The organism is Pseudomonas sp. SIMBA_068 (assembly GCF_046534705.1).
Taxonomy (GTDB): domain Bacteria; phylum Pseudomonadota; class Gammaproteobacteria; order Pseudomonadales; family Pseudomonadaceae; genus Aquipseudomonas; species Aquipseudomonas putida.
In genome coordinates this window covers 67,638-88,234 of record NZ_JAWRYI010000008.1, presented here as the reverse complement: position 1 = coordinate 88,234, position 20,597 = coordinate 67,638, and the positions used below count along the sequence as shown (strand labels likewise).

At 59.5% G+C, this 20,597-nt stretch carries 11 protein-coding genes; 5 read left to right on the top strand and 6 right to left on the bottom strand.

Features of this window, described 5'->3' with window-relative positions; all coding sequences use genetic code 11:
- Positions 1 to 4 precede the first annotated feature (4 nt).
- From SB756_RS18795 to SB756_RS18775, 5 genes are read left to right on the top strand one after another with little or no spacing between them, the layout of a single operon-like run.
- On the top strand, positions 5 to 2,470 hold the full coding sequence (locus SB756_RS18795; RefSeq protein ID WP_410911380.1) for a hypothetical protein: 2,466 nt from the start codon (positions 5 to 7) through the stop codon (positions 2,468 to 2,470).
- Positions 2,471 to 2,529: 59 nt separating this feature from the next.
- Positions 2,530 to 4,884 carry a hypothetical protein gene (locus SB756_RS18790; protein ID WP_410911378.1) on the top strand — a complete coding sequence of 785 codons (2,355 nt, stop codon included), beginning with the start codon at positions 2,530 to 2,532 and terminating at the stop codon, positions 4,882 to 4,884.
- A 4-nt stretch (positions 4,885 to 4,888) separates the two neighbouring features.
- Positions 4,889 to 7,780 carry a hypothetical protein gene (locus SB756_RS18785; protein WP_410911376.1) on the top strand — a complete coding sequence of 964 codons (2,892 nt, stop codon included), beginning with the start codon at positions 4,889 to 4,891 and terminating at the stop codon, positions 7,778 to 7,780.
- Positions 7,777 to 8,277, top strand: coding sequence for a hypothetical protein (locus SB756_RS18780; RefSeq protein ID WP_341797935.1), 501 nt, complete (start codon positions 7,777 to 7,779; stop codon positions 8,275 to 8,277). Before SB756_RS18785 ends, SB756_RS18780 begins: the two co-directional genes overlap by 4 nt.
- A 36-nt stretch (positions 8,278 to 8,313) precedes the next feature.
- Positions 8,314 to 12,180 carry an RHS repeat domain-containing protein gene (locus tag SB756_RS18775; protein WP_410911374.1) on the top strand — a complete coding sequence of 1,289 codons (3,867 nt, stop codon included), beginning with the start codon at positions 8,314 to 8,316 and terminating at the stop codon, positions 12,178 to 12,180.
- A 47-nt stretch (positions 12,181 to 12,227) separates the two neighbouring features.
- Here the strand turns inward: SB756_RS18775 and SB756_RS18770 are convergent, their stop codons facing one another.
- From SB756_RS18770 to SB756_RS18745, 6 genes are all read right to left on the bottom strand, one after another.
- Entirely contained in the window at positions 12,228 to 13,322 is a 1,095-nt protein-coding gene (locus SB756_RS18770) for a fimbrial protein (protein ID WP_341797937.1), read from the bottom strand.
- Positions 13,323 to 13,378: 56 nt separating this feature from the next.
- Positions 13,379 to 15,868, bottom strand: coding sequence for a fimbria/pilus outer membrane usher protein (locus SB756_RS18765; protein ID WP_410911372.1), 2,490 nt, complete (start codon positions 15,866 to 15,868; stop codon positions 13,379 to 13,381).
- Between the two features lie 33 nt (positions 15,869 to 15,901).
- Complete coding sequence (locus SB756_RS18760) at positions 15,902 to 16,654, bottom strand: molecular chaperone (protein ID WP_341797939.1); 753 nt, start codon at positions 16,652 to 16,654, stop codon at positions 15,902 to 15,904.
- A gap of 80 nt (positions 16,655 to 16,734) precedes the next feature.
- Positions 16,735 to 17,274 (bottom strand): fimbrial protein, encoded by a 540-nt coding sequence (locus SB756_RS18755; RefSeq protein WP_410911370.1) that lies wholly within the window; start codon positions 17,272 to 17,274, stop codon positions 16,735 to 16,737.
- Between the two features lie 219 nt (positions 17,275 to 17,493).
- A complete protein-coding gene (locus SB756_RS18750; RefSeq protein ID WP_410911368.1) occupies positions 17,494 to 17,904 on the bottom strand; it encodes a PA2817 family protein in 411 nt (136 codons plus the stop codon).
- A 68-nt stretch (positions 17,905 to 17,972) separates the two neighbouring features.
- Positions 17,973 to 20,420 (bottom strand): acyl-CoA dehydrogenase, encoded by a 2,448-nt coding sequence (locus SB756_RS18745; RefSeq protein ID WP_410911366.1) that lies wholly within the window; start codon positions 20,418 to 20,420, stop codon positions 17,973 to 17,975.
- Between the last annotated feature and the right edge of the window lie 177 nt (positions 20,421 to 20,597).

The following is a 20,597-nucleotide window of genomic DNA, read 5'->3' as shown; positions in this document are numbered from 1 at the left end:
ATGTATGTCGAGCAATTCGAAACAGGATTTGCTGGAGTGGTTGCAGTCTGACTACCGGATGTTGGGGTGGAATACGATTTTCGCTATCCAGAAGGACAAGGCGGACACTTTGTTGACCCAGGAATATATACGGCGCTTCAAGACCAGCTCTTACCTGGACCCTATCAGCGGTGAGACGGCGCCGGACAATGGTTACAAGGTTTATATGCAGAACTTTGTTCTGGATCACCCGCGATTGTCATTCGATAATGCCGATATCACCGGTTCGCGTGCCAGCCTGCGTATGAAAATACTCGGCGGCAACCAGGTAGGGCTGAAGCAGGTGGGGGCCCATTGGTACCCACAGCGGATCGATCGGATAGAACCTCTGGTCGGGCCAGAGCTGCGCCTGCGACTGGAACTGTCCGACGTGCCTGGTTATGTCGCTGACAACGGCGCATTGACGCTGGACTTGCACAAAAGTGATGACTTTGTGGTGACCTTCTCGGATTCCAGGCGCGTTCGCGAGCTAGGGGGGGACTTCTTCAAGGAGCTGTTTCGCGGGTTGCCGGACCATCAACGTGTCTGGTCATTCGGCAGCATCGAACATGGCGAAAATGACCTGATGCGGCCCGAGTCGTTCATCCTGCGTACCCAGCGTAACCCCTCGGTCGCCCTGGCCCCGATGGAAAGCGATGACGCCGCTGACATGGACGGTGCACTGGTGGGGCTGGTCGCCATGGGGCCCAGCAACGGGCCGCAGAATATGCCTGGCCCGGAATACCGTTACTTGATTCCCGATGACAACGGTGATTACTCGGCGACGGTACTGCTTGATAAAGCCTGGGTGGCGTTGGCTACCGTGTTAAGCAAACTGCCTTTGGAGTTTTTCAAGAATGTTGAATTTAAACTTGAACGTGCAGAAAACGGTGATCTGACAGCGACTGCCATTGCAGGTGTAATACCCTCAGAGACAGAAAGTCGTGTTGAGCCTTACCATGAGGCAAACTGGCGCGGTAGTGTTGATTGCCGGGCGTACATCGATTTAATTACCGATGAGCTGCCGCTCAAGGATGTGCTGAAGTTTCGTGTGTCAGGGGAGCGTGTGTCCATGGAGCTGGTCACCGTTCATACAGCCACTGCGGATTTTACCCGATATGAAGAAATCGTCGCCACGCCGCATTCCTGGACGTGGGGGTACGCGTGCGTGGGGCTCTGGCATGCTGAAATCAATGTGGAAATAACAGCCAGTTGGCAGATGCAAGACCTGCAAGGCGCTACGTTGAAACTTGAAGAGTATAAGCACTCTATATACCCCAAAGAGGACGGTTCGTTTAAATTTGAAGGTGACCCCTACGAAGATCAGATCAGGGCGTTGAGCCTTTTCCATGTACTGTGGGGAGTTGCAGCGCCGAATGTTTCATTTGTCTCGCTGATGAGCGATCGCGGCCCCCTTGCCGCGGCAAGAGCCGCACTCGCCAAGGACCTTCGTTCAGACCTGTACATGGAGGAATTAATCGATAAGACCATCAAACTGAACTTTGGTGACGCGATAGTCGCAGGCGAGCGGCACATGCCCCGCGACATTGCCTGTTTTGGCAGCGTCGCTCCACAGCGGACCACGTTCGCCGTCACCCCCCTGGAAAAAATCGTGACCCACGGCAGCCCGTTGCAGCTTGCCACCGTCCCGGCGCAAGCCAACGTAACCTGGTCGGCCGAGTCGGTAGAGGGCTCCTCGGATGACCCCGGCCATTTCGACCAACACACCCATGGCCTGTATCTGGCGCCCGGGGCCACGGGCATCGAAGGTGAATTTACCCGGGTGCGTGTCACTGCCACTGTTCCAGGCTCAAGCGTTGCCAGTTCGGCCCTGCTCACCGTGGTCAAGAACGCGCTGCAGGTCAGCCCATTGCTGTCGGTCTGCCAGGTGGGCGATGAGGGCGTCAGCCTCAAGGCGGACAGTGTCGTTGAAGGACCGCTGCAATGGCGCATCCTCGGCGCTTCACCCCATGGCAGGCTGGCGCAGGAATCGGGCACGGCCAATCGCTATATCCCCGGCGAGAACCTGCCCGACAAGTCATTCATCGTCGAAGAAGTCGAGGTCCGTAACAGCTTGACCGATGAGCACCGGACGCTGTGCATCGTTACCCAGATGACCCTGAAACGTCCCTCTGATGTGGTGGTGGAAAAGCGCGATGAACAACACGCCAGGGTGTGGCTGTCGATCCATTTCAGCGGGGTGTCAGGTGTCGACCAGTTGACGGTGGTGCATGGCCCGGGGCAGATCGATATCGATGAAGACGGCAAGCCTTACTACCAGGCCGACGCCGCGAGCCCCGCACATTTCTGCGTGGTTGACGCGGTCTGGAGGCCCTCCCCCGAATTACCCATCACGCTCCAGGGCTTCATCGTGCTGCCGCTGCCGCTGGGGCAGCACAGCCAAGCCTATCAGGCCCTTGAGCAGGCAGCGCAAAGGGCAACGCGCAGGTAGTCAACCGGCGTTCACCTAAACCCATACCTTTCAGCACTCCAGTTGAGCGGGGCCACATCATGCCTACCAATTACCTCTCGGTCATCACGGCCTGGATGAAGCATAACCACAAACACCTGAACTGGGACCTGACGTTCGCCACGCGTCCCGAGGCCATCAACGACCTGCTCGCGTTGGCACATTGCAGCCAACCAGACAGTGCCTTGGGCGATATCGAAGGTGAGATCGCCATGCCCGATTCCGATGTCACCCACATCCTGACGGGCTACCGCATGGGGCCGCCCGCACTGGTGGATATGCAAGCGAACTACACGTCGCCCAAGGTCCGGCAAAGCCTGGCATTGGAAGGTGGCAGCCACCTGGTCATGGACAAGACCGACGGGTTGCTCAGCCTGTCGGTTCATGACCTCCTCGACCCGTTGCCGGTTACTCAGACAGTGCCGCTGAGCGCCGATGCCCAGGGCGTGAGCGCCGACCTGCGTGAAGGCACGGACACCGAGCTGGACCTGGGCGGTGGTTTGCCACAGCGGCAGGCCGCCGGGCGATTCTTCAAGGAGGTGCTCAGCGGGTTGGGCAGCGCCCGGCAGGTCTATCCCTTGGCGGACTTTAAGGCGCTGTCTGGCAACCCCTACCTGGCGGTTCGGCACAGTGAAGTACGCACCCACGTCAGCAAAGCCGACGGCAAGTCCGCACTGGTGATATTTGCGGGTATCAACAATGGCTCTGTGGGCAACCTGCCCGCTGAGCAGTCCGATTACCCGTTCCTGCTACCCGATGATCTTGCGCAACCGGTCGACAGCACATTGTTGCTGACGGCGCGCTTCCTGCACCGTGCGGCTTACGCCACAGGCCTGGCGCAGATGCTCGAGGGGGGCGCGTTCGAGGCCCAGTTCGATGAAGACAATAACTTGCAGCGGCTGAATGCCACGGCCGGCCTGTTGGAGGTGTACCCCAGCACTTACGAGAGCGACAATTATCAGTTTGCCTGCGAGGGTTTCAAAATTGCCGTGGACGCAGGGGCCCCGGCCAGCGATCAGGCGCGGGCTGCCCTGGCGGATTTTCAGCCCCTTCTGAGTGTCACCTTCGAACACGATGAGGTCCGCCAGCAATGGAAGTCCCATTGCACGCTGACCTTCACCTACAAGCCCAAGCCAACAGGTCCCCTGTACAGCCGAACCGCAACGTTCCAGTTCGACCTGCAAACGGTGTTCACCCTGAATGCACCTGCATCACCTGAGGAAAGCGCTGGTTGTATGTTGCTAGGGCAGGTTTTGTGGCCGTGGCAGGCGGCCGAAGTGACGGAAGTCAGTGGCCTGCCCAGCGACACGCCATCGGCCCTGCGAGAGGAGATTTATGCGTTTGTCGCCTTCCTGGTCAAGCAGGCGGTACTTGAAGGGCTGGCCAGGGAGTTGACCGCGATGATCCCGGAACAGGTGATGGCCGGTCTGTCGCTGGCAGATGGCAAGCGCCTTGTACCGTTCGACTTCCAGTTACCCGATGGAATGGCCGTGTTCGACAGCGGCTATGGCACGGCCGGCATGCGCATCGTCGATCGCCCCGTGACGCTGGCACCCGGGCAGCGGCATACGTTCAGCGTTGAACCGCCGCGTGAAGGGCTGACATGGTCCCTGGAGGCTTTGCCAGGCACCGTCGGTGATCTGGGGCGCATCGACCCCGCCAGCGGTGAATACCGGGCACCGCCTGCGCACGCCATGGCGGGGGAACCCGTGCGGGTCCGGATCATCGCCACCGACCCGGGTACCAACAAGCAGGCCATCAGCATGGCCTCTGTGGCGCCCGCGACATTGACGGTCAATCCACTGATCCGGGTCTGCTACTTCGACGACAAACTGACCCTCACGGCGGGGGCGCTGACCGGAGACCTTGACTGGTCTGTGGTCGATGATGGCGAAGAAGGACGGGGCTCGGTCGTCGCTGAGGGCGATGGCAGGCGTTGCACCTATACCGCAGGCAGTAAGGTGGATGCCAACGTGGCCTACGTGCTCGATCAGGTCAGGGTACAGAACCGGGAGACCAGCGAGTCGCGTTCAATTTATGTGCTGGTACGCCAGCGGCGGCCTGAACTGGTGATCGACGTCGAGCAGTTGCCCGATGGCGACCTGCAGTTGACAGGTATTTTCGATGGGGTAGGCCGGCCAGACACCCAGTGGGCATTGCCAATTGCAGGGACTGGGGAGATCGATGAGGCCACTGGCCGCTATTCCCCTGCATCTGCCGACGCCGATGCGCGTTTCGCGCTGATTACCGCCAAATGGGCGATTCCAGGTTCTGTCTTCATCCTCGAAGGCCACCTCATTCTGCCGCTGCCCCTTTCCTTGCACTTCGACGCCGCACGGCGCGCTGCCAGCCCGACAGGCCTGCGTGTGGCCACATCACCATCCATTGGAGGCTGAGACCATGTCCAATTCACTGGAAGAACTGCTCGAGCACATGAAAAAGGGCTCAGTAACGCTAGGCTGGGGGGCGGTTGCTGTCTATAGCCGTGACCGGCTCAACCGCTTGCTGGAGCAGCAATACCTGACGCGCTTCAAGGAAAACCGCTACCTCCCGCCTTTCAGTCACACGTTCGCAGGCGTGGGGGTGAAGGAGGCCGTGAGCGTTAAGTCGCTGGAGTTCGGTACGCCCTTGCTGTCGTTCAGCAATGCGTCGACGAGCGATGCCAAAGCAACCCTGACCATGAACATCATCAAAGGTACGGTGAACAACAGTGGCAAGTTGGTCAGCAGCGTCGAGATCACCGAGGCGTCGGGGTACTGGCTGCAGATGGAGGTCGACCTGGAGACCGTGCGCGGTGAGGTTCACCCGTACGGCCTCGTTGCGCTCAACCTTGCCAAGGGGGGGCGGTTCACCAGCAACCTGTTCGAGGATAAACCCGACCTCGCTCAGCAGCTGATCGACGCACTGCAAGCCTGGATGGGCGAGATGCCTGGCCGTTGCGCCAGGTTCCAGCTGGGCACCGTGGACTTTTCTGGTTATGGCCCGCTGACACCTACAGGCTTCATCCTGCGCACCCAGGCGGCACCTGGTGCGCGAGTACGCGATGGCGTCAACTACGGCGATGGCGCAGTGCTGGTGTTCATCCGCCTGCGCGATAGCCTGATCGATGGTCAGCCGCCAGGCACAAGCTACCCGTATCTGTTGCCCGACGGCGATTACTCGGCAACGCTGGTGCTGAACAAGGACATGCTTGGCCATGCCTCCGACGACGGCCTGGAGCTACTCGCCCGACTGCTGTTCCCTGAGCTCAATGCCTTTGTCAAGAAAGTGGACAGTACGCCGTTGGACCGCGTCATGTTCGGCAATATCGACCCGTTGCGCACGCAACTGACGGTGAAACCGACCATGGACACCGTGGTGACGGCCGGCAAGACGCAGCAGTTTCGGCTGTACGACGGCAAGGATCAGGTGATCACTGCCAGCGCCTGGTCGGTGATCAACCCGCAAAGCCATGATGACGCAGGGCATGGTTCGATCGATGGAGATGGCCTTTTCACGGCCCCTTCACCGGAAGTGATCGGACAGGAAGTGCAGACATTCATCATCAAAGCTGAATACAAGCAGGGTGAGGACACTTACCATGCCGCCGCCCGCGCACTGGTGATTTCCGAGCCAGTGCTGGCGATGCCTGCCTTCGGCGCATATCGCCCGCAAGAGAGTGCGAACGGGATCGATCTGTGGAATGCAGGTAAAGGCAACGTCAGCTTTGAAATGCTCGGGCAGCCGCTGGGCCAGATAGCCAGCCTGGGCAATGGGCGCTCGCGCTTTGTGCCTGATCAGCAAGCCAGCCGGCGGATTCTGGGCGTGCAACGATTGCAAGCCAGTTCAACGGCAAAGGGCTACAACGCGCTTGTCCTGGTGAACAACCAGCCACTGGTTTCGGTTGACCCACCTTTCGTACCCAGGCTCGGCCACGGTGAGGCCACCCAGCTGAGCGAGGTGAACCGTATCATGCCCAACGAAGCGCGGCGTTGGCGGATGCTGGCAGGGCCGGGCAGCGTCTCGCCATCGGGCCATTTCCGGGCTTCTGAGCTTGCTGTTTCGCAACCCAACGTAGTGACCTGTGAAGTGGTGCGCAACGGTGTCGTGTTCGCGGCGGGCTACAGCGTGGTGAAAGAGACCGCGGTCAAAGCCATCAGCGGCTGGGTGGATCTGCAGCGCTTTGCCCTCACGGTCGGCAAGAGCCCTGACGGTGTGACCGGCACCGTGGGTTCCAATGGTTACCAGCAACTGGAACTCGAGGTCACCATCGAAACCATGCAGGCGGATGGCAAGGATTATAAACTGAATCTGGACGAGATAGCCTCCATCTCGCTGTTCGACAGGTCGGGGCAGAAGATTCCTTTTCTGTGCGAGGACGGGATAGGCTCGGGCTCTGGCAATGTCTGGCGCACACACCTGGAGCGGAATGATTTTATCCTCGCCAATGAAAGTCTGATGGCGACTGAAGGGCAGGGGCCGCAGCCCGCAGCGCCACAAGGCGTGGAGGACCGAACCATCCGCCTGCAGCTGTTCTTGCACCGCCGCGGAACCTCTTCGTCGGAAGTTTTTTACGCCGGTTTCCAGGCAAGGAGCGGGATATGGCACTACTCGAACGACACCCGTCATCAGAATGCCGAAATCGAGGTCAAGGTACACACGCCGGACGCCTACAAATCCACAGACTACACATTTACCCGCATACGGGCGGCGGGTGGCGGTGGTAACTCGGGCTCGACAGAACCGGAGCACGAAGATTTCGACCTGCACCCGGAGACCGACGATTACTGGATGTTGAGCTACAACCACGGGACCTTCTATACGGCCGAATTCGTCAAGGCCAGGGAAAGTGATAACGACAGGGATGTGAATACCTCGATGGTACGCTGGGAAAGTTCTTTTCCTGGAGAGAACTATCGCAGTTACACAGGGTATGTTTTTCAGGGCTACAACGAGCCGCTGCCGAAGTTTGTTTCCTTTGACCCCGATTCGAAGCCTTTGATCGATGGCGTCGAACGTGAAGTCAGCTCGGTGTACCAGGCCGGTCTTTTGGCAATTGTCAATTTCCGTCGGCGGGACCTGTCCTATGGTGAGGCGACCAATAATAAGGCTGTCTTTGATAAGCTGAGTAAACCGTTATTTGTTCAGTTGCGCGACGCTCACGCGAATTTGCATATTGTCCAGATCGATTACCTGCCCGCTGACACCATCGGTGATCGTAATATTCTTGTCCACACGGTCCCTTGGCGACCGACGGGCAGACAAACTTCGATTGTCCGGCTTAGTAATTACCAAGAAGGAGAACACGTATGAAACGTTATTGCATGGCACCCCTTGTAATCGGTATGTTTTTCGGCTTCCACAGTGTGGGCCAGGCAGCGACTGAGCCAGTTCGTCCAGGTACGATTCAGTTCGCCGAGAATATGGACCCGTCAGGGCTACCCAGTGGCAAGCAATGTACGGTCTCGGGGAAAGAGGGTGGTGGATTCAAAAACATCGTAATGTCGGACACCACCTGTAAAAATGATTCGGCTTCCTACTTCAAATTCAATAATGTACCCTCAACGGCAACGGTGATGTTTAACTCCGAAGCAAACTGCCGCGATTTGGATGACTGGAGGTTTCGCGTTTTAACAATAAAGCAACCGACTACCACGGGTTGGATGAGTATCGAAGAGCTCAAGGCGCATGCTGAAGGTGACGTGGTGACGGCGGGATTGGAGCTAGATCAACATATTTATAATCATGGCAATATCCATGGCAAGTTATCTTGTGTGCGCATTTGGTTGCCGGGGCCCGAATATCCGTAATCATCAATAGTCTAGATTCTTTGATGGAGCTAACTAATGAGCACATCCACTTCAGTGCATTCCAACGCTTTTAACTTTTCTTCCTATATTGAAAACGGCGTTGATCCTCGCACCGGGCAATACACCGTGTCGATCAGGCTGCCCGAATTGCAAGGTAATGATTTGCAAGGCCCGGGTTTCGAACTGACGTTGTTCTATAGCCCTTTGAATGGCGAGGACTCTGGATTCGGCAAGGGCTGGAACCTGCAACTGACACAAGTACGCAAGCACATCGTGACGCTGAGCAGTGGTGAAACGTACAGGATCACCGGTAAGTCATCGGTTACCGGGCGGCTGGAAATGAAAGAACAGAAGCTGCGGCAGTTCGATCTGTATGAGGATCCCCCTGGGCCCGGTGGTGCCGCACGTTATCGCGTGGAGCACCGTTCAGGGTTGGTCGAGGTACTGGAAGTGATGGGCTCGGAAGATGGCGAGGTCGCCTTGCCCGTGGAGCTGCATTCACCGCTGGGGCACATGTTGCACCTGAGTTACCTGCCCTTCGGCGAGGGTCACATGCGTTTGGACGAGGTCCAGGATGAAAGTGACGTGCTGCTGAGGCTGCTACGCAGCGACAACAGCCGTGTCGAACTGCTTTGCTACCCTTCCGGTGGTGATGATGGTGGCCCGCTGGCCCGGTATGCGATGACGTTGCGCGAAAGCGACAACCGGGTCAGTGAGATCATCCTGCCCACGGCCAATCAGGCCCGCTGGAGCTTCACTTATGACTACGTATTGGGGTACTTGTGCGTACTTGAGTGCACAACACCCTATGGTGGGGTGGAGCGCGTGTTCTACGAGGACGCCGGGCATGAGTTCCCAAGCAGCGCAGCACGTGACAAAAATCTGCCCAGGGTTACCCGCCATGAAATCGATCCACGCTTTGGTCAGGCGGCGAAAGTGGTGCGGTATGAATACCCCGGCACGCACAACTTCATCGGCGGTGGCAGCAGCATCCCGTGGTCTGACGAGGGCCTGGACAATCTCTATGAGGTGCCGGAGGACTATACCTACCAGTCGCTACAGATACAGGAAGTGCTCAGGCAGCCTGTGCGTACGATCACGCGTACATTCAACCGCTTCCATTTGCTCACCGAGCAAGCCACCGCTCAGGGTGACAAGCTGTTGCAAGCCTTCACCCGTTACGCTGACAAGGCTGGCAAATTCGAGAGCCAGGAGCCTTATTTCCAGCTGCCCCATGACGAAACCCAGCGTTGGTCGCTGATCAGCAACTCCTCCCGGCAGCGAGAAGAGCAGCGAGTCACCCGCTATGATAGCCACGGCAACGTGTTGACTCGCCTTTTGCCGAATCAGGTACTGGAAACCAATGTCTGGTACTCGGCTGAGGAGGAGGGTGATGAGCACGGTTTCGTGCGCAACCTGAAGACCCGGACCGTGCAACCCGCAGCGACAGGACACGGGGCGGCGGCCACCTTGACCCAGGCGTACCAGTACCGGGCGCTGACCCCGCTGGGTAGCTACCTGAAGCAGCCCTGGCGCTTGCTGGAAAGCGAGACCCTGAGCGAATCAGGTAGCGCGCCTGATACGTTCCTGGAAAAAATCAGCAAGCTTTACCGGGAGGAATCGGCCGAGCGCTTCAGCTATGGGCGAGTCAGGCAGCAAACCGTCAGTTACCCCGGTGTCGATGGGGGCAGCCCGTTCGACACCCTGACCCATTATGGCTACTCCCTGCCGGACGATGAGCGTGCACTGCAGACGGTGGAAAAGCTGGTGGGTGTTGACGGTGAGTCCAAGACCATCACCTTGCGACATTCCCTGGAAACGGGCGAGCCGCTGCTCAACCTCGACGACAACGGTGTCGAAATCCGATACTACTACGACGCTTTGCGTCGGGTAACGCGCGAGGTCGTGGCGCCAGGCAAGATTTTCGAAGCGGAACGCAATTACAAGTACTTCCTCTGCGCATACGACAACGAGCAGGCCCAGCAATGGGCCTATGACGTGAAGCAAGTCGAGACGCACACGCTGCTCGACGGGCTCAGCCGACCCATCTTCGAAGAGCGCGCAGACAAGGACAGCGCGACGTATGCTGGTGCTTTGCGGCCTATCTACCGCGCACGTTACGACGAACTGGACCAGCTGGTCGAGGAAACCGAAATCGACTGGCTGGGTGATGGGTTGCTGGAATTGACCAGCCACATCAGTTACGACGACTGGGGCCAGAGGTACGCTGTCCTGAATCCGGATGGCACGACTCAAGTCGAGGAGATCGACCAGGTGGCGAGCAAGGACGGTCCGGTGCATCGCGCCTGGCGAGAGGTGGAGCACTCACGGGTCAGCGGCATCAACGAGACGTGGTACAACCTGTTCGAGAAGCCGGTGCGGATCGAGCGATTTGCCCTGGATGGAAGCACCAGTATCAGCTTGCAGGTCAATGACTACGATGGGCTTGGCCGGCTGAGCAGGGAAGCTCAAGGAAGCGGTACAGGCCAGCGTGTGGTTGAGTATCGTTACGACGCTTTCGACCGTGTCCGCGAGGAACGGCTGGCAGATCGAGTCAACACGGTCTATCGCACCTATGCCGGGCACAGTCGCAATGACCTGCCGGTCAGCATCAAGGTGGGTAACACCGAAAACGCCGCCGTGTTGTTGGGCGAACAGGTGTTCGATGGCCTTGAGCGGCGAACCGTGGCCATCACCGGAGGGCGAGAGCAGAAATTCGAATATGACCCAGGTGAGCGGCAACCGCACTGGGTGGAGGCGCCGGATGGTACCCGGATCGAGTACCATTACCGGCCAGAGTTGGGTGAAGAGCCCGTCCTTCGGGTCCTATCCGGCAAGGAAGCGAAATACACGTATGACGAGAAAAATGCCAGGCTTACCCATTGCGAAGAGCCTGGGGATGACGAGAATTCCGGTTACACATTGGACCGTAGCCATTTCCTGAGCAACGGTGAGGTCAAGCACGAGTCGCGTACGGTGGATGGTGAAGTGTTCAGCATGGCCTACGACTACAGTTTTCGCAGTCGCTTGCGTGCCTATGTGGATGTGCTGGGGCAGACACAGCTCTATGATTTCGACGATGTCGGGCGCCTGGAAAAAACCACGCTGCACGCGCCTGAGCCCAAAAGGACTCGCTACCGGCTGCAGCGTGCGCCTGCCGGGCAACTGCTGCTGGAGTCGACGTTCGGGTATGACCCCCAAGGACGCATGGAGTCCATTACCACCACCGATGCCAGCACCGGGAATGCTTTGGCAATTCTGCTCGAGTACGATGAATTCGACAGGGAGATCCTGCGGACCTTCGATTTTGGTGACACCGTGCAAACGTTGGCACAGGACTATGATGAGTTCGATTGTTTGAAGTTCCGCACTCTGAAAGAGCGCCCGAAGGGCAGCGACGAAAGCCAGGCCACGCTGTTGCGGCATGAGACTTACCTGTACGACCGGCGCGGGCGGCTGCAGATATACACCTGTGATGGCCCTGAAGCGCCCGTGGACCCCTCCGGTCAAACCATTGCCAGGCAGATATTCGGCTTCGATGGCCTGGACAACATCCTCTCGGTGATCACTTTCAGCCCGGACGAGTCGTGGCAGCGGACCTTGTACGAATTCAAGAATAGCGATCCGGCACAAATGAGCCGGATCATTCCGCCTGATGCGCTACTGGAGACCTATGACGTCGATCACGACCTGGAGGAGTTGTTCAAGATCGTCAAATACGATCCGCAGCTGGCTATAGAGTTGCATTACGACGACAATGGCAACCTGATCAGTGATGAGCAGGGGCGGGTACTGACGTATGACGGGCTCAACCGTTTGCTCAGGGTCGAGACCCCGGACGGTGAACGCTGTCGCTACAACTATGACCCAGAGAACATTCTGTCCGGCACGACACCTGGCTAAGGGCACCGGGGCCGACGAGGCCGGTATGGGAACCGGCCTTGTCGCATTTAGCGGTAGCGAATGGTGAAGTTCAAGGCACCCTTGGCCAAGCCCGGGCGCAGGCTGCTGTTGGGTTCTGTCTGGAAGAAGCGAGCCTGAAAATTCAAAGGCACCTTTCTGCTCGTCAGGGGTACCAGGTCGATCTCTTTGTTCAGGGGCATCGATACCCCGTTGTACAGCATCTGAATACCTATGCCACGGGCTGCGGAGTCGTCGGTCAGGCTGAACACGTTTTCATCCGCAGGGCCAATCGGTCGAGAACCATTGATGCCATCGAGTTCGATGGTAGCGAGGGCCTCGTTACCCGGGTCAGGGTCCACCTTGCAGTTGTTCAAGCGGACCTGGAATGCTGCAGGGGGCGTGGTGAAGCCTGGGCCGGTGAAGTCGTTGACGCTCCATTCGCCAAGGTCCACCGGGTTGGCACTGACGTCTGCTGAAGCATCGCACTGGGTCTGGATGACCTTTGCCCTGAGGGTGTATTCCAGAACTTTGCCAAAGCCTCCCCAGTCCAGATGGCCGGTCACCAGTACGCCATCCAACTCATGCTCGCCGGGCGGCAGATCGCCGGTCTTGACCAGCGTGATCCTGTGCCTGAACGTGGATAGCGTGGCCGGGCCCAACTGGGTCTGCTCGTAATAGGCCGTGAACGGCACCCTGGGTGGCCTGCTGTCGGGGATGAACTGGTCGGTGCCACCGAGAAAGGGGTACAGCAACTCTACGATCGCTCCGATGCCTGGAATGTTGGTCCTGAGGACGGGGGCGTCGAGGAAGCGTCCATCAACCGCAGGCAGGGGAGGATGTACCCCGCGGGCGGCCTGGAAGTTGAAATTTATCCGCTCGCCGTAGGTCCGGCACCGGAGGGTAAGGTTGTTCTGGTCGATAGTGCCGTCGAGCAGCTCAGGGGTGCCGATCGTTGTGCCGATCCGCGCATCGCGTGGCACATAAAGGGTGTACAGGTCGCGGATATGGACCTTGAGGTTTGCGCTGGTCAGCTGTTGGAACTCGCAGCCGGTCCGGTCTACCGGCATGGCCATGGCGTTTGCAGCCGGCCATGCCAGGGTGGCGAGCAGCGCCTTGAAAAGGGTCTTGTTGATGTTTTTCATGGGGGTCCTGAAAGACGCGGTACGGCCGTGGGTAAGGCGGCACCGCGTGAAGGTTGCTAGATACAGGTCAGGGTTTGCTGGCGATAGCCGTCGACGACGGGAGCGTCCAGTTCATCGAGATGCACCTGGCAGCCGGCGTTGGGCTGGTCGCCCCAACTCACCTGTAGCGGTTGCTCCTGGCTGGGGTTGGTGAGCATTACCAGGCCCGCCTGCCCGACCATGCCGAGTCGGGTACCGTTCTGGGCCAGCACCCGGGCCCCAAAGGGCAGCGGTTGACCCTGGGTATCGTGCAGGGTCAGTACAAGGCGTGAAACGCGGCGTGCCTCGAAGCGGTGCTTGACCACTGCACCCTGGCGAGGCACTACCTGGGCGATGCCGTTGTCGATTTCCACATCAGGATCGAGACGGTTGGTTTCCAGGACGACCGAATTGGTCCGGTACGGTTGCAAGTAGGGCAAAAGTGCATAACCGCGTGAATTGGTGCGCGTACCCGTTGCGTTTTGCAGGCCCACATTGGCCACGCCAGGGACTTCGATCAAGGCCGCGGTATCTCCCAGGTATCGGCCGAACTCCAGCCCGTCAGCATGCAGCAGCACCGCACCACTGGCATTCAAGGACAGGCTGCGGTAGTTGTCGGCTTCGGTATAGCCAGCACTCACGCTGGCATAGGGCGCCTGATGGCCGAGTGACAGTGCTGCTGTCTTGCGGGCGTGTTCGTCACGGCTCAGGCTGGTGCTGAAGCTCAGCGCGCTGTCACTGCCGCTGAGCGTGGCGCGCTGGCTGTAGCCGTTGGCGTTGTGCTGCAGGTCGAAGGTCGCATTGGCGCGGTGACCGAAATGCAAGGGTATCGTCACGCTCAGGCCGAACTGACGATCACTGCCGTAACGGTCGGTCAACGATTGTGAGGCGAACAGGTTGTAGCCTACACCCCGATGATGGGTATTGAAGTTGAACTGGTATTGCCGTTGGGTGGCATTGCTGCGCCAGTAGTCCTGTTGTGACAGCGTCAGGGTCAGCGAGCTGGTCCTGCCCAGGCTCTGGTGGACCGAGGCCTCCAGGCGGCTGCGGCGACTGCCGCTGAACGTAGTGTCTTGGCTGCGCTGGCGCACCACTTCATCGAAGTCACGGTAGCCTTGGGTCGAATAGCGATATCCGGCAAAGCGCAGGTTGGTTTGGGTGGTGAAGGCCTTGGCATACTTCAGGGCATAACTGGAACCCTGCACCTCGCGCTCATCGGCATTGTCGATTGCGCTGGACGCCTGCGTTACATCGAAGGCCACTGCACCCAAGTGGCCCAGGTCCTTGCTAAACCCCAGGTTGGCCGCGCGGTAGAATTCGCTGGCCATCAAGCCGCCGTAAACAGTGGTGTCCCAGTAGGAGCCTACGGCCAGCGTGCCTTGCCAGAGCAGAGGGGTCTCGAGGGCGCTGGAGGGGTTGTAGCGCCCGACCGTGGCACTGTAACGCCATACGCCTGGGCGCAGCAGATTGCTCATGGTCGAGTACGGCTGGATGAAGCGGCGGACCTGGCCATCGGCCTCGGTCACGACGACTTCCAGCTCGCCGCTGCCTGCGGTACTCAGGTCGTCGATGGCGTAGGGGCCGGCGCTGACGTACGTCGAGTAGATCGGATAACCATGCTGCCAGATCTCGACTTTCGCCCGGCTCTGGGCCACGCCGCGAATGATCGGGGCATAACCGCGCTGGTTGTCGGCCAGCATGCCCATGTCCGAGGCCACGCGTACGCCTGATATCGGCACCGAACGGAACACGTCCCTGTCCGTGAAGGTTTCGCCGATCGTCAGATTGGCGAGGGTACCCGGTATATCGCGCTGTGCGTAGGTCTGTGCCCGGGTCCATTCAGTTTTGCCCTGGCTGTCCTGGCGCCAGGACTGGGTACTGCGCAGGCGCCATTCGCCCAGGTTGATACCGCTGTTCAGGTACAGGTCGTTGCTGGTGTACCGGCCAGAGGAGCGATTGCGGCCGTTCAGAGTGGAGGCCTGATAGTTGATGAAAGCGGCATTGATACCACTGTCCCAGCGGGAAGGGTCGACCTGGTTAGCGGTGTTCCGGCGCATGGCGATCTGCGGAATCGAGATGGCCAGGTGCAGCTCCGCAGGGGTGAAGACGATTTGTGCACCAGGAACGACGGCCAGCAAGTCCAGGCAGCCACTCGCCTGATCCTCTGGATTGGCCAGTGCGTCCAGGCGCATTCCCCATTCGCCAAGCAGCTTGGCTGGCAGGCAAGGCTGCAGCTCGCCGTCCGGGCCTGGCTGGAAGTCCAGCTCATGCTGGCCGGCAGGTTCAAGATTGACCTGTACCTCTACCCGGTAGCGGCCAGGCGCGAGCCCCTGATCGCTGGTCAACATGCTCAGCGACCAGGCACTCGCTGCTTGCGGTTGGCCAGGCACCTGGCGCAGGAAGCCGCTCTGGAACCCGGAGTCTGCCTGGGAATAGGGCGCTGAGAGCAAGGTGGAGCTACCCAGCAGGCACAGCAGTGCGCTGCGCTGGCGGCGCATAGTGCGCCAGCGTAGTGGGGGGAGGACCATGATGACGATTCCTGTTTGCGTGCGAGGCAGGCCCTAGTTGGCCAGTTGAATAGGCGCGCTCAGCGGTTCGGTGAAGCCACCGTAGTCATTGACGATGGAAAAACGGGCCTGCAGGCTGGAGGCGCGAGTGATGCCGGTCAGCGGGTAGGCTTTTTCGCCAAAGGGTTCCAGCATGGCGGTGTTTTTCAAGGTGTGTTGCTGGCCTGGGCCATTCACCTCCAGGCGGTTGAAGGTGATGTGGAAAGGCGATGGGTTCTTGACCACCAACTGCTCCACCCCGTTACGTACGCTCAAGGAAAATGTCAGCGAGCTCAAGTGATCGGTCGGCGTACCCTTGAGTGTGGGCGGCCGATAGAACAGTTTGATGCGTGTGCGCAAGGCGATGTTGAGTTGATTGCCCGTGTCGCTGCTGACTTGCGGAATCTCCTGCACGTTGAAGAAGAACAGCGACTCGCGGTCGTGCGGCAGTGTATTGGGCAGTCCAATTATCTTTAGAAGTTGTTCACTGTTCGGGTTGATTTTGAACAGCGGTGGGGACGTTGCAAAGGGTACGCTGGTCGTATTGTCGTCGGCGTCCGTATTTATCCAGGCCTGCACGGCATAAATGCTTTTCGATGGGTTTCGAACAACGACGGATGTACTGCGTTTGTCACCGTTGAAAACGAGGCGTGTGTTGTTTAATGTCAAGGCGGCATGACTGCTTACCGAGAGGGTAAGCATCCATAAGGTCAGGCAGGCGCAAGCAACGACGCGGGCGGGTATCGTGAATATTGACGGATTGGTCATCGGGTAACTCGCTGCATCCAGACGCACAACTACGCCTGGATGGTTTAACCGTGCAAGGACTGCACAGAATTTATGCGTAATTATTGATAGTCGACTGTGTAACGAACCTGGGCGGATGCAAGGCCGTGCGTCACGGTGCTGGCAGTGGAACGGTAGTAGGCGTCGAACCGGAGGTCGGTTGGGCCTGTCGCGTTGAGTGGATAATCAACCGAGGTTCCACCGGGTTTGATCGAGGCCTTGGAACTGTCCCTGATCACAATCGAGATGTTTTCTGCCGTGCCGACACTGGTACCAATGCTGAAATAGTCGCCGCTGGCATCAGCGGCACCGTCAAACTTTACGAAGGCATTGTCTTCGCTGATGCCACAGACTGTTTTGTCGGGTACGCGGATGTTAAAAGATGCGCCACGGACTTCAACATTGGCAGCGGGGAATCGCCCCATGGGAATTTCGCCCATGGCGACGCGGTCACTGACATTGCCGTCACCGGGATTGACGATCTCGATAGGGCACGTTTCGGGCGTGATGCGGCCTTCAAAGAATATCGAGCCGGAAGCGAATGCAGCATTGCTTGCCAGGCCAGTAAGCAGGCCGAGGGATAGTACTAAGGACTTCTTCATGACATAACCTGATTGGGTAAATGGGTCAAGTTTCAGTGCGGGGGTGGGCTGGGTCTTTCCAGTTTCCCGTTTTCGCCCCGGCGCTGATTCTATTTGTCATGAGATTTATCGGGCTGTAGGAATAAGCCGGAAAACTTTGCGATCTTTCGCTTTGTTACAAGATCTTGAGGTGTAAGCGTCCACAGGTGCCCTGGCGTTACCAGGGCACGTGAAATCAGGTTAATGGGTACTGCTTGGGCCACTCTGGCTCAGCAGTTGCTTTTCCAGGTTCCAGTCGAATGGCTCTGCGTTCAACTCGGCCTCGTGACGACGCTCTTCAAGCTGCTGATAAAGCGCCAGCTCCTCGTCTGGCATGAAGTGCAGGCAATCGCCAGCGAAGAACCACAGCAAGTCACGCGGCACCAGATGAGCGATCTGCGGGTAACGCTGGATAACCTGACACATCAGGTCCTGGCCCAGGTACTGGCTCTCAAGCGGATCCTGCGGCAATAGCGTCAGCAGTTCGTCGAAGCGTTCGAGGAACAGGGCGTGGCTTTCTTCTGGCACCTGCTCTGCTTCACCCAGCGCCAGCAGAATGGTGCGCAGGTGCTGGAGCAGTTGCAGGTGATATTCCAGGTAGGGGTTGGCCATGGAATGGGTCCTCGGTATGGCTGAAACGGGGGCGGAGTATACGCCGCCCCCCCGTTTCTCGCGAAGGGTCAGCGCACCTTGCCCGGTTCGGCGAGCAACTGCGCCTTGTCGAAGGCATCGACATCGATCACCTTGCGCCGAGCCTGTTCGGCCTCGTGCAGCCGCTGGCCCTCGCCGGGTTGCAGCACGCCTGCCTCGACGGCGGCGTCGATACCGGACTGGCCGGGGGCTGGCTGGACTTTGCCTTCCTTGACGGTTTGGTACAGGGCCTTGCTCAACTGTGCCGTGTCTTCGAGCAGGTCACTGGCCCGTTGCAGATCCGCGACCGGGTCGTGTTGTGCCTGCGGGCGGTAGCAGCCGGCCAGCAGTTCCTCCAGCGCCGGATCGCCCTTGCGCCGGCCGATCAGCTCGGCCACCTCGGCATCCAGTTCATCACTGGGGCCCTTATGGCGGCGGCCGAAGGGGAATACCAGTACCCGCAGCGCGCAGCCGGCGAAGCGGTTGGGGAAATTGTCGAGCAGGCGGTCCAGCGCACGCTCCGTTTGCGCAAGGCTTTCCTCCATGGCCCAGCGCAGCAGCGGCTGCAGGTATTCAGGCGAGCCCTGATCGTGATAGCGCTTCAGGGCGGCGCTGGCGAGGTACAGGTAGCTCAGCACATCGCCAAGTCGAGCGCTGAGGCGCTCGCGGCGCTTGAGCGCCCCACCCAGCAGCATCATCGAAAGGTCGGCCATCATGGCAAACGCCGCCGCCTGCCGGTTAAGGGCACGGAAGTAGCCCTGGCTCAGGGCATCGCCCGGCACCCGCTCAAAGCGACCCAGCCCCAGGCCGTAGACCAGGGTGCTTGCCGCATTGCCGGCGGCGAACAGGATGTGTTTCATTAGCAGGTCATCGAATTCCTTGAGTGCCTGATCGTGGTCTTCACGCCCGGCCAATGCCATTTCCTTGAGCACGAACGGATGGCAGCGAATGGCGCCTTGGCCGAAGATCATCAGGTTGCGCGAAAGGATGTTGGCGCCCTCGACCGTGATGAAGATCGGCGCACCTTGCCAGTTGCGGCCCAGGTAGTTGTTCGGGCCCATGATGATGCCCTTGCCACCGTGCACGTCCATGGCGTGCTGGATGCATTCGCGGCCACGCTCGGTCAGGTGGTACTTGAGGATCGCCGACAGCACCGAGGGCTTTTCGCCCAGGTCCACCGCCTTGGCGGTCAGCAGGCGGGCACTGTCCATCAGCCAGGCGTTGCCGCCAATGCGTGCCAGTGATTCCTGGATGCCCTCGAAGGCCGCCAGTGGCACGTTGAACTGCTCACGGATATTGGCGTACTGGCCGGTGACCAGGCTGGTGTACTTGGCAGCCCCTGTACCCACGGCAGGCAGTGAGATGGAGCGGCCCACCGACAGGCAGTTCATCAGCATCATCCAGCCTTTGCCGAGCATGGCTTGGCCGCCAATGAGGGAATCCAGCGGGACGAACACGTCCTTGCCGCTGTTGGGGCCATTCATGAACGCGGCGCCCAGTGGCAGGTGGCGTTTACCGATTTCCACCCCGGGGGTATCGGTGGGTATCAGCGCAAGGCTGATGCCCAGTTCTTCCTCATCGCCCAGCAGGTGGTCCGGGTCGTAGGCCTTGAATGCCAGGCCCAGCAGGGTAGCGACCGGGCCCAGGGTGATGTAGCGCTTTTCCCAGTTCAGGCGCAGGCCCAGCACTTCTTCGCCATTCCACTGGCCTTTGCAGATGATGCCAGTGTCGGGCATGGCGCCGGCATCAGAGCCAGCGAGCGGGCCGGTCAGGGCGAAGCAGGGGATTTCCTCGCCTCGGGCCAGGCGGGGCAGGTAGTGGTTGCGTTGTTCGTCGGTGCCGTAGTGCAGCAGCAGTTCGGCAGGGCCGAGGGAGTTGGGCACCATCACCGTGGAGGCCAGGTCACCACTGCGGGTGGCCAGTTTCATCGCCACCTGCGAATGCGCGTAGGCAGAGAAGCCTTTGCCGCCATATTCCTTGGGGATGATCAGCGCGAAGAAACCATGCTGCTTGATGTGGTCCCAGGCTTCGGGCGGCAGGTCCAGGTCCTGGCCGATCTGCCAGTCGCTGACCATGGCACACAGGTCCTCAGTGGGGCCGTCGATGAAGGCCTGTTCTTCTTCGGTCAGCTTCGGTGCCGGGTAAGCCAGCAATGTGCGCCAATCGGGGCGCCCGCTGAACAGTTCGCCGTCCCACCATACCGTGCCGGCATCGATGGCCTCGCGCTCGGTTTGCGACATTGGCGGCAGGGTGCGCTGGAACCAGCTGAATACCGGGCCGGTGAACACTTTGCGGCGCCACTCCGGCAGCGCAACCAGGGCGGTCTTCAAGGCCAGTACGATCCAGATCACAGCCAGAAGCCAGCCGGGCGCGCTGCTGAAAATGCCCATGAGCAGCACATAGGCCGCCATGATGCCGAGAATCTGCAAGGGCGCCAGGCGCCGGTGCGTGAGGTACGCCGCGCCGATCACCAGCACTACCAACCACAACAGCAACATAATCGGTCCTCCTTGGAACCAAGGGCTTGAGCCGTCCCAGACAGCTTAGACGCAATGCTGTGAACGGCAGCTTCAGAACAGTGACAGGGTGTGGCAGCGGGAGTTTCAGTTGATTTGTTCGCCTGTACCGGCCTCTTCGCGGGCGTGCCCGCGAAGAGGCCGGTACAGGCGGCGAAG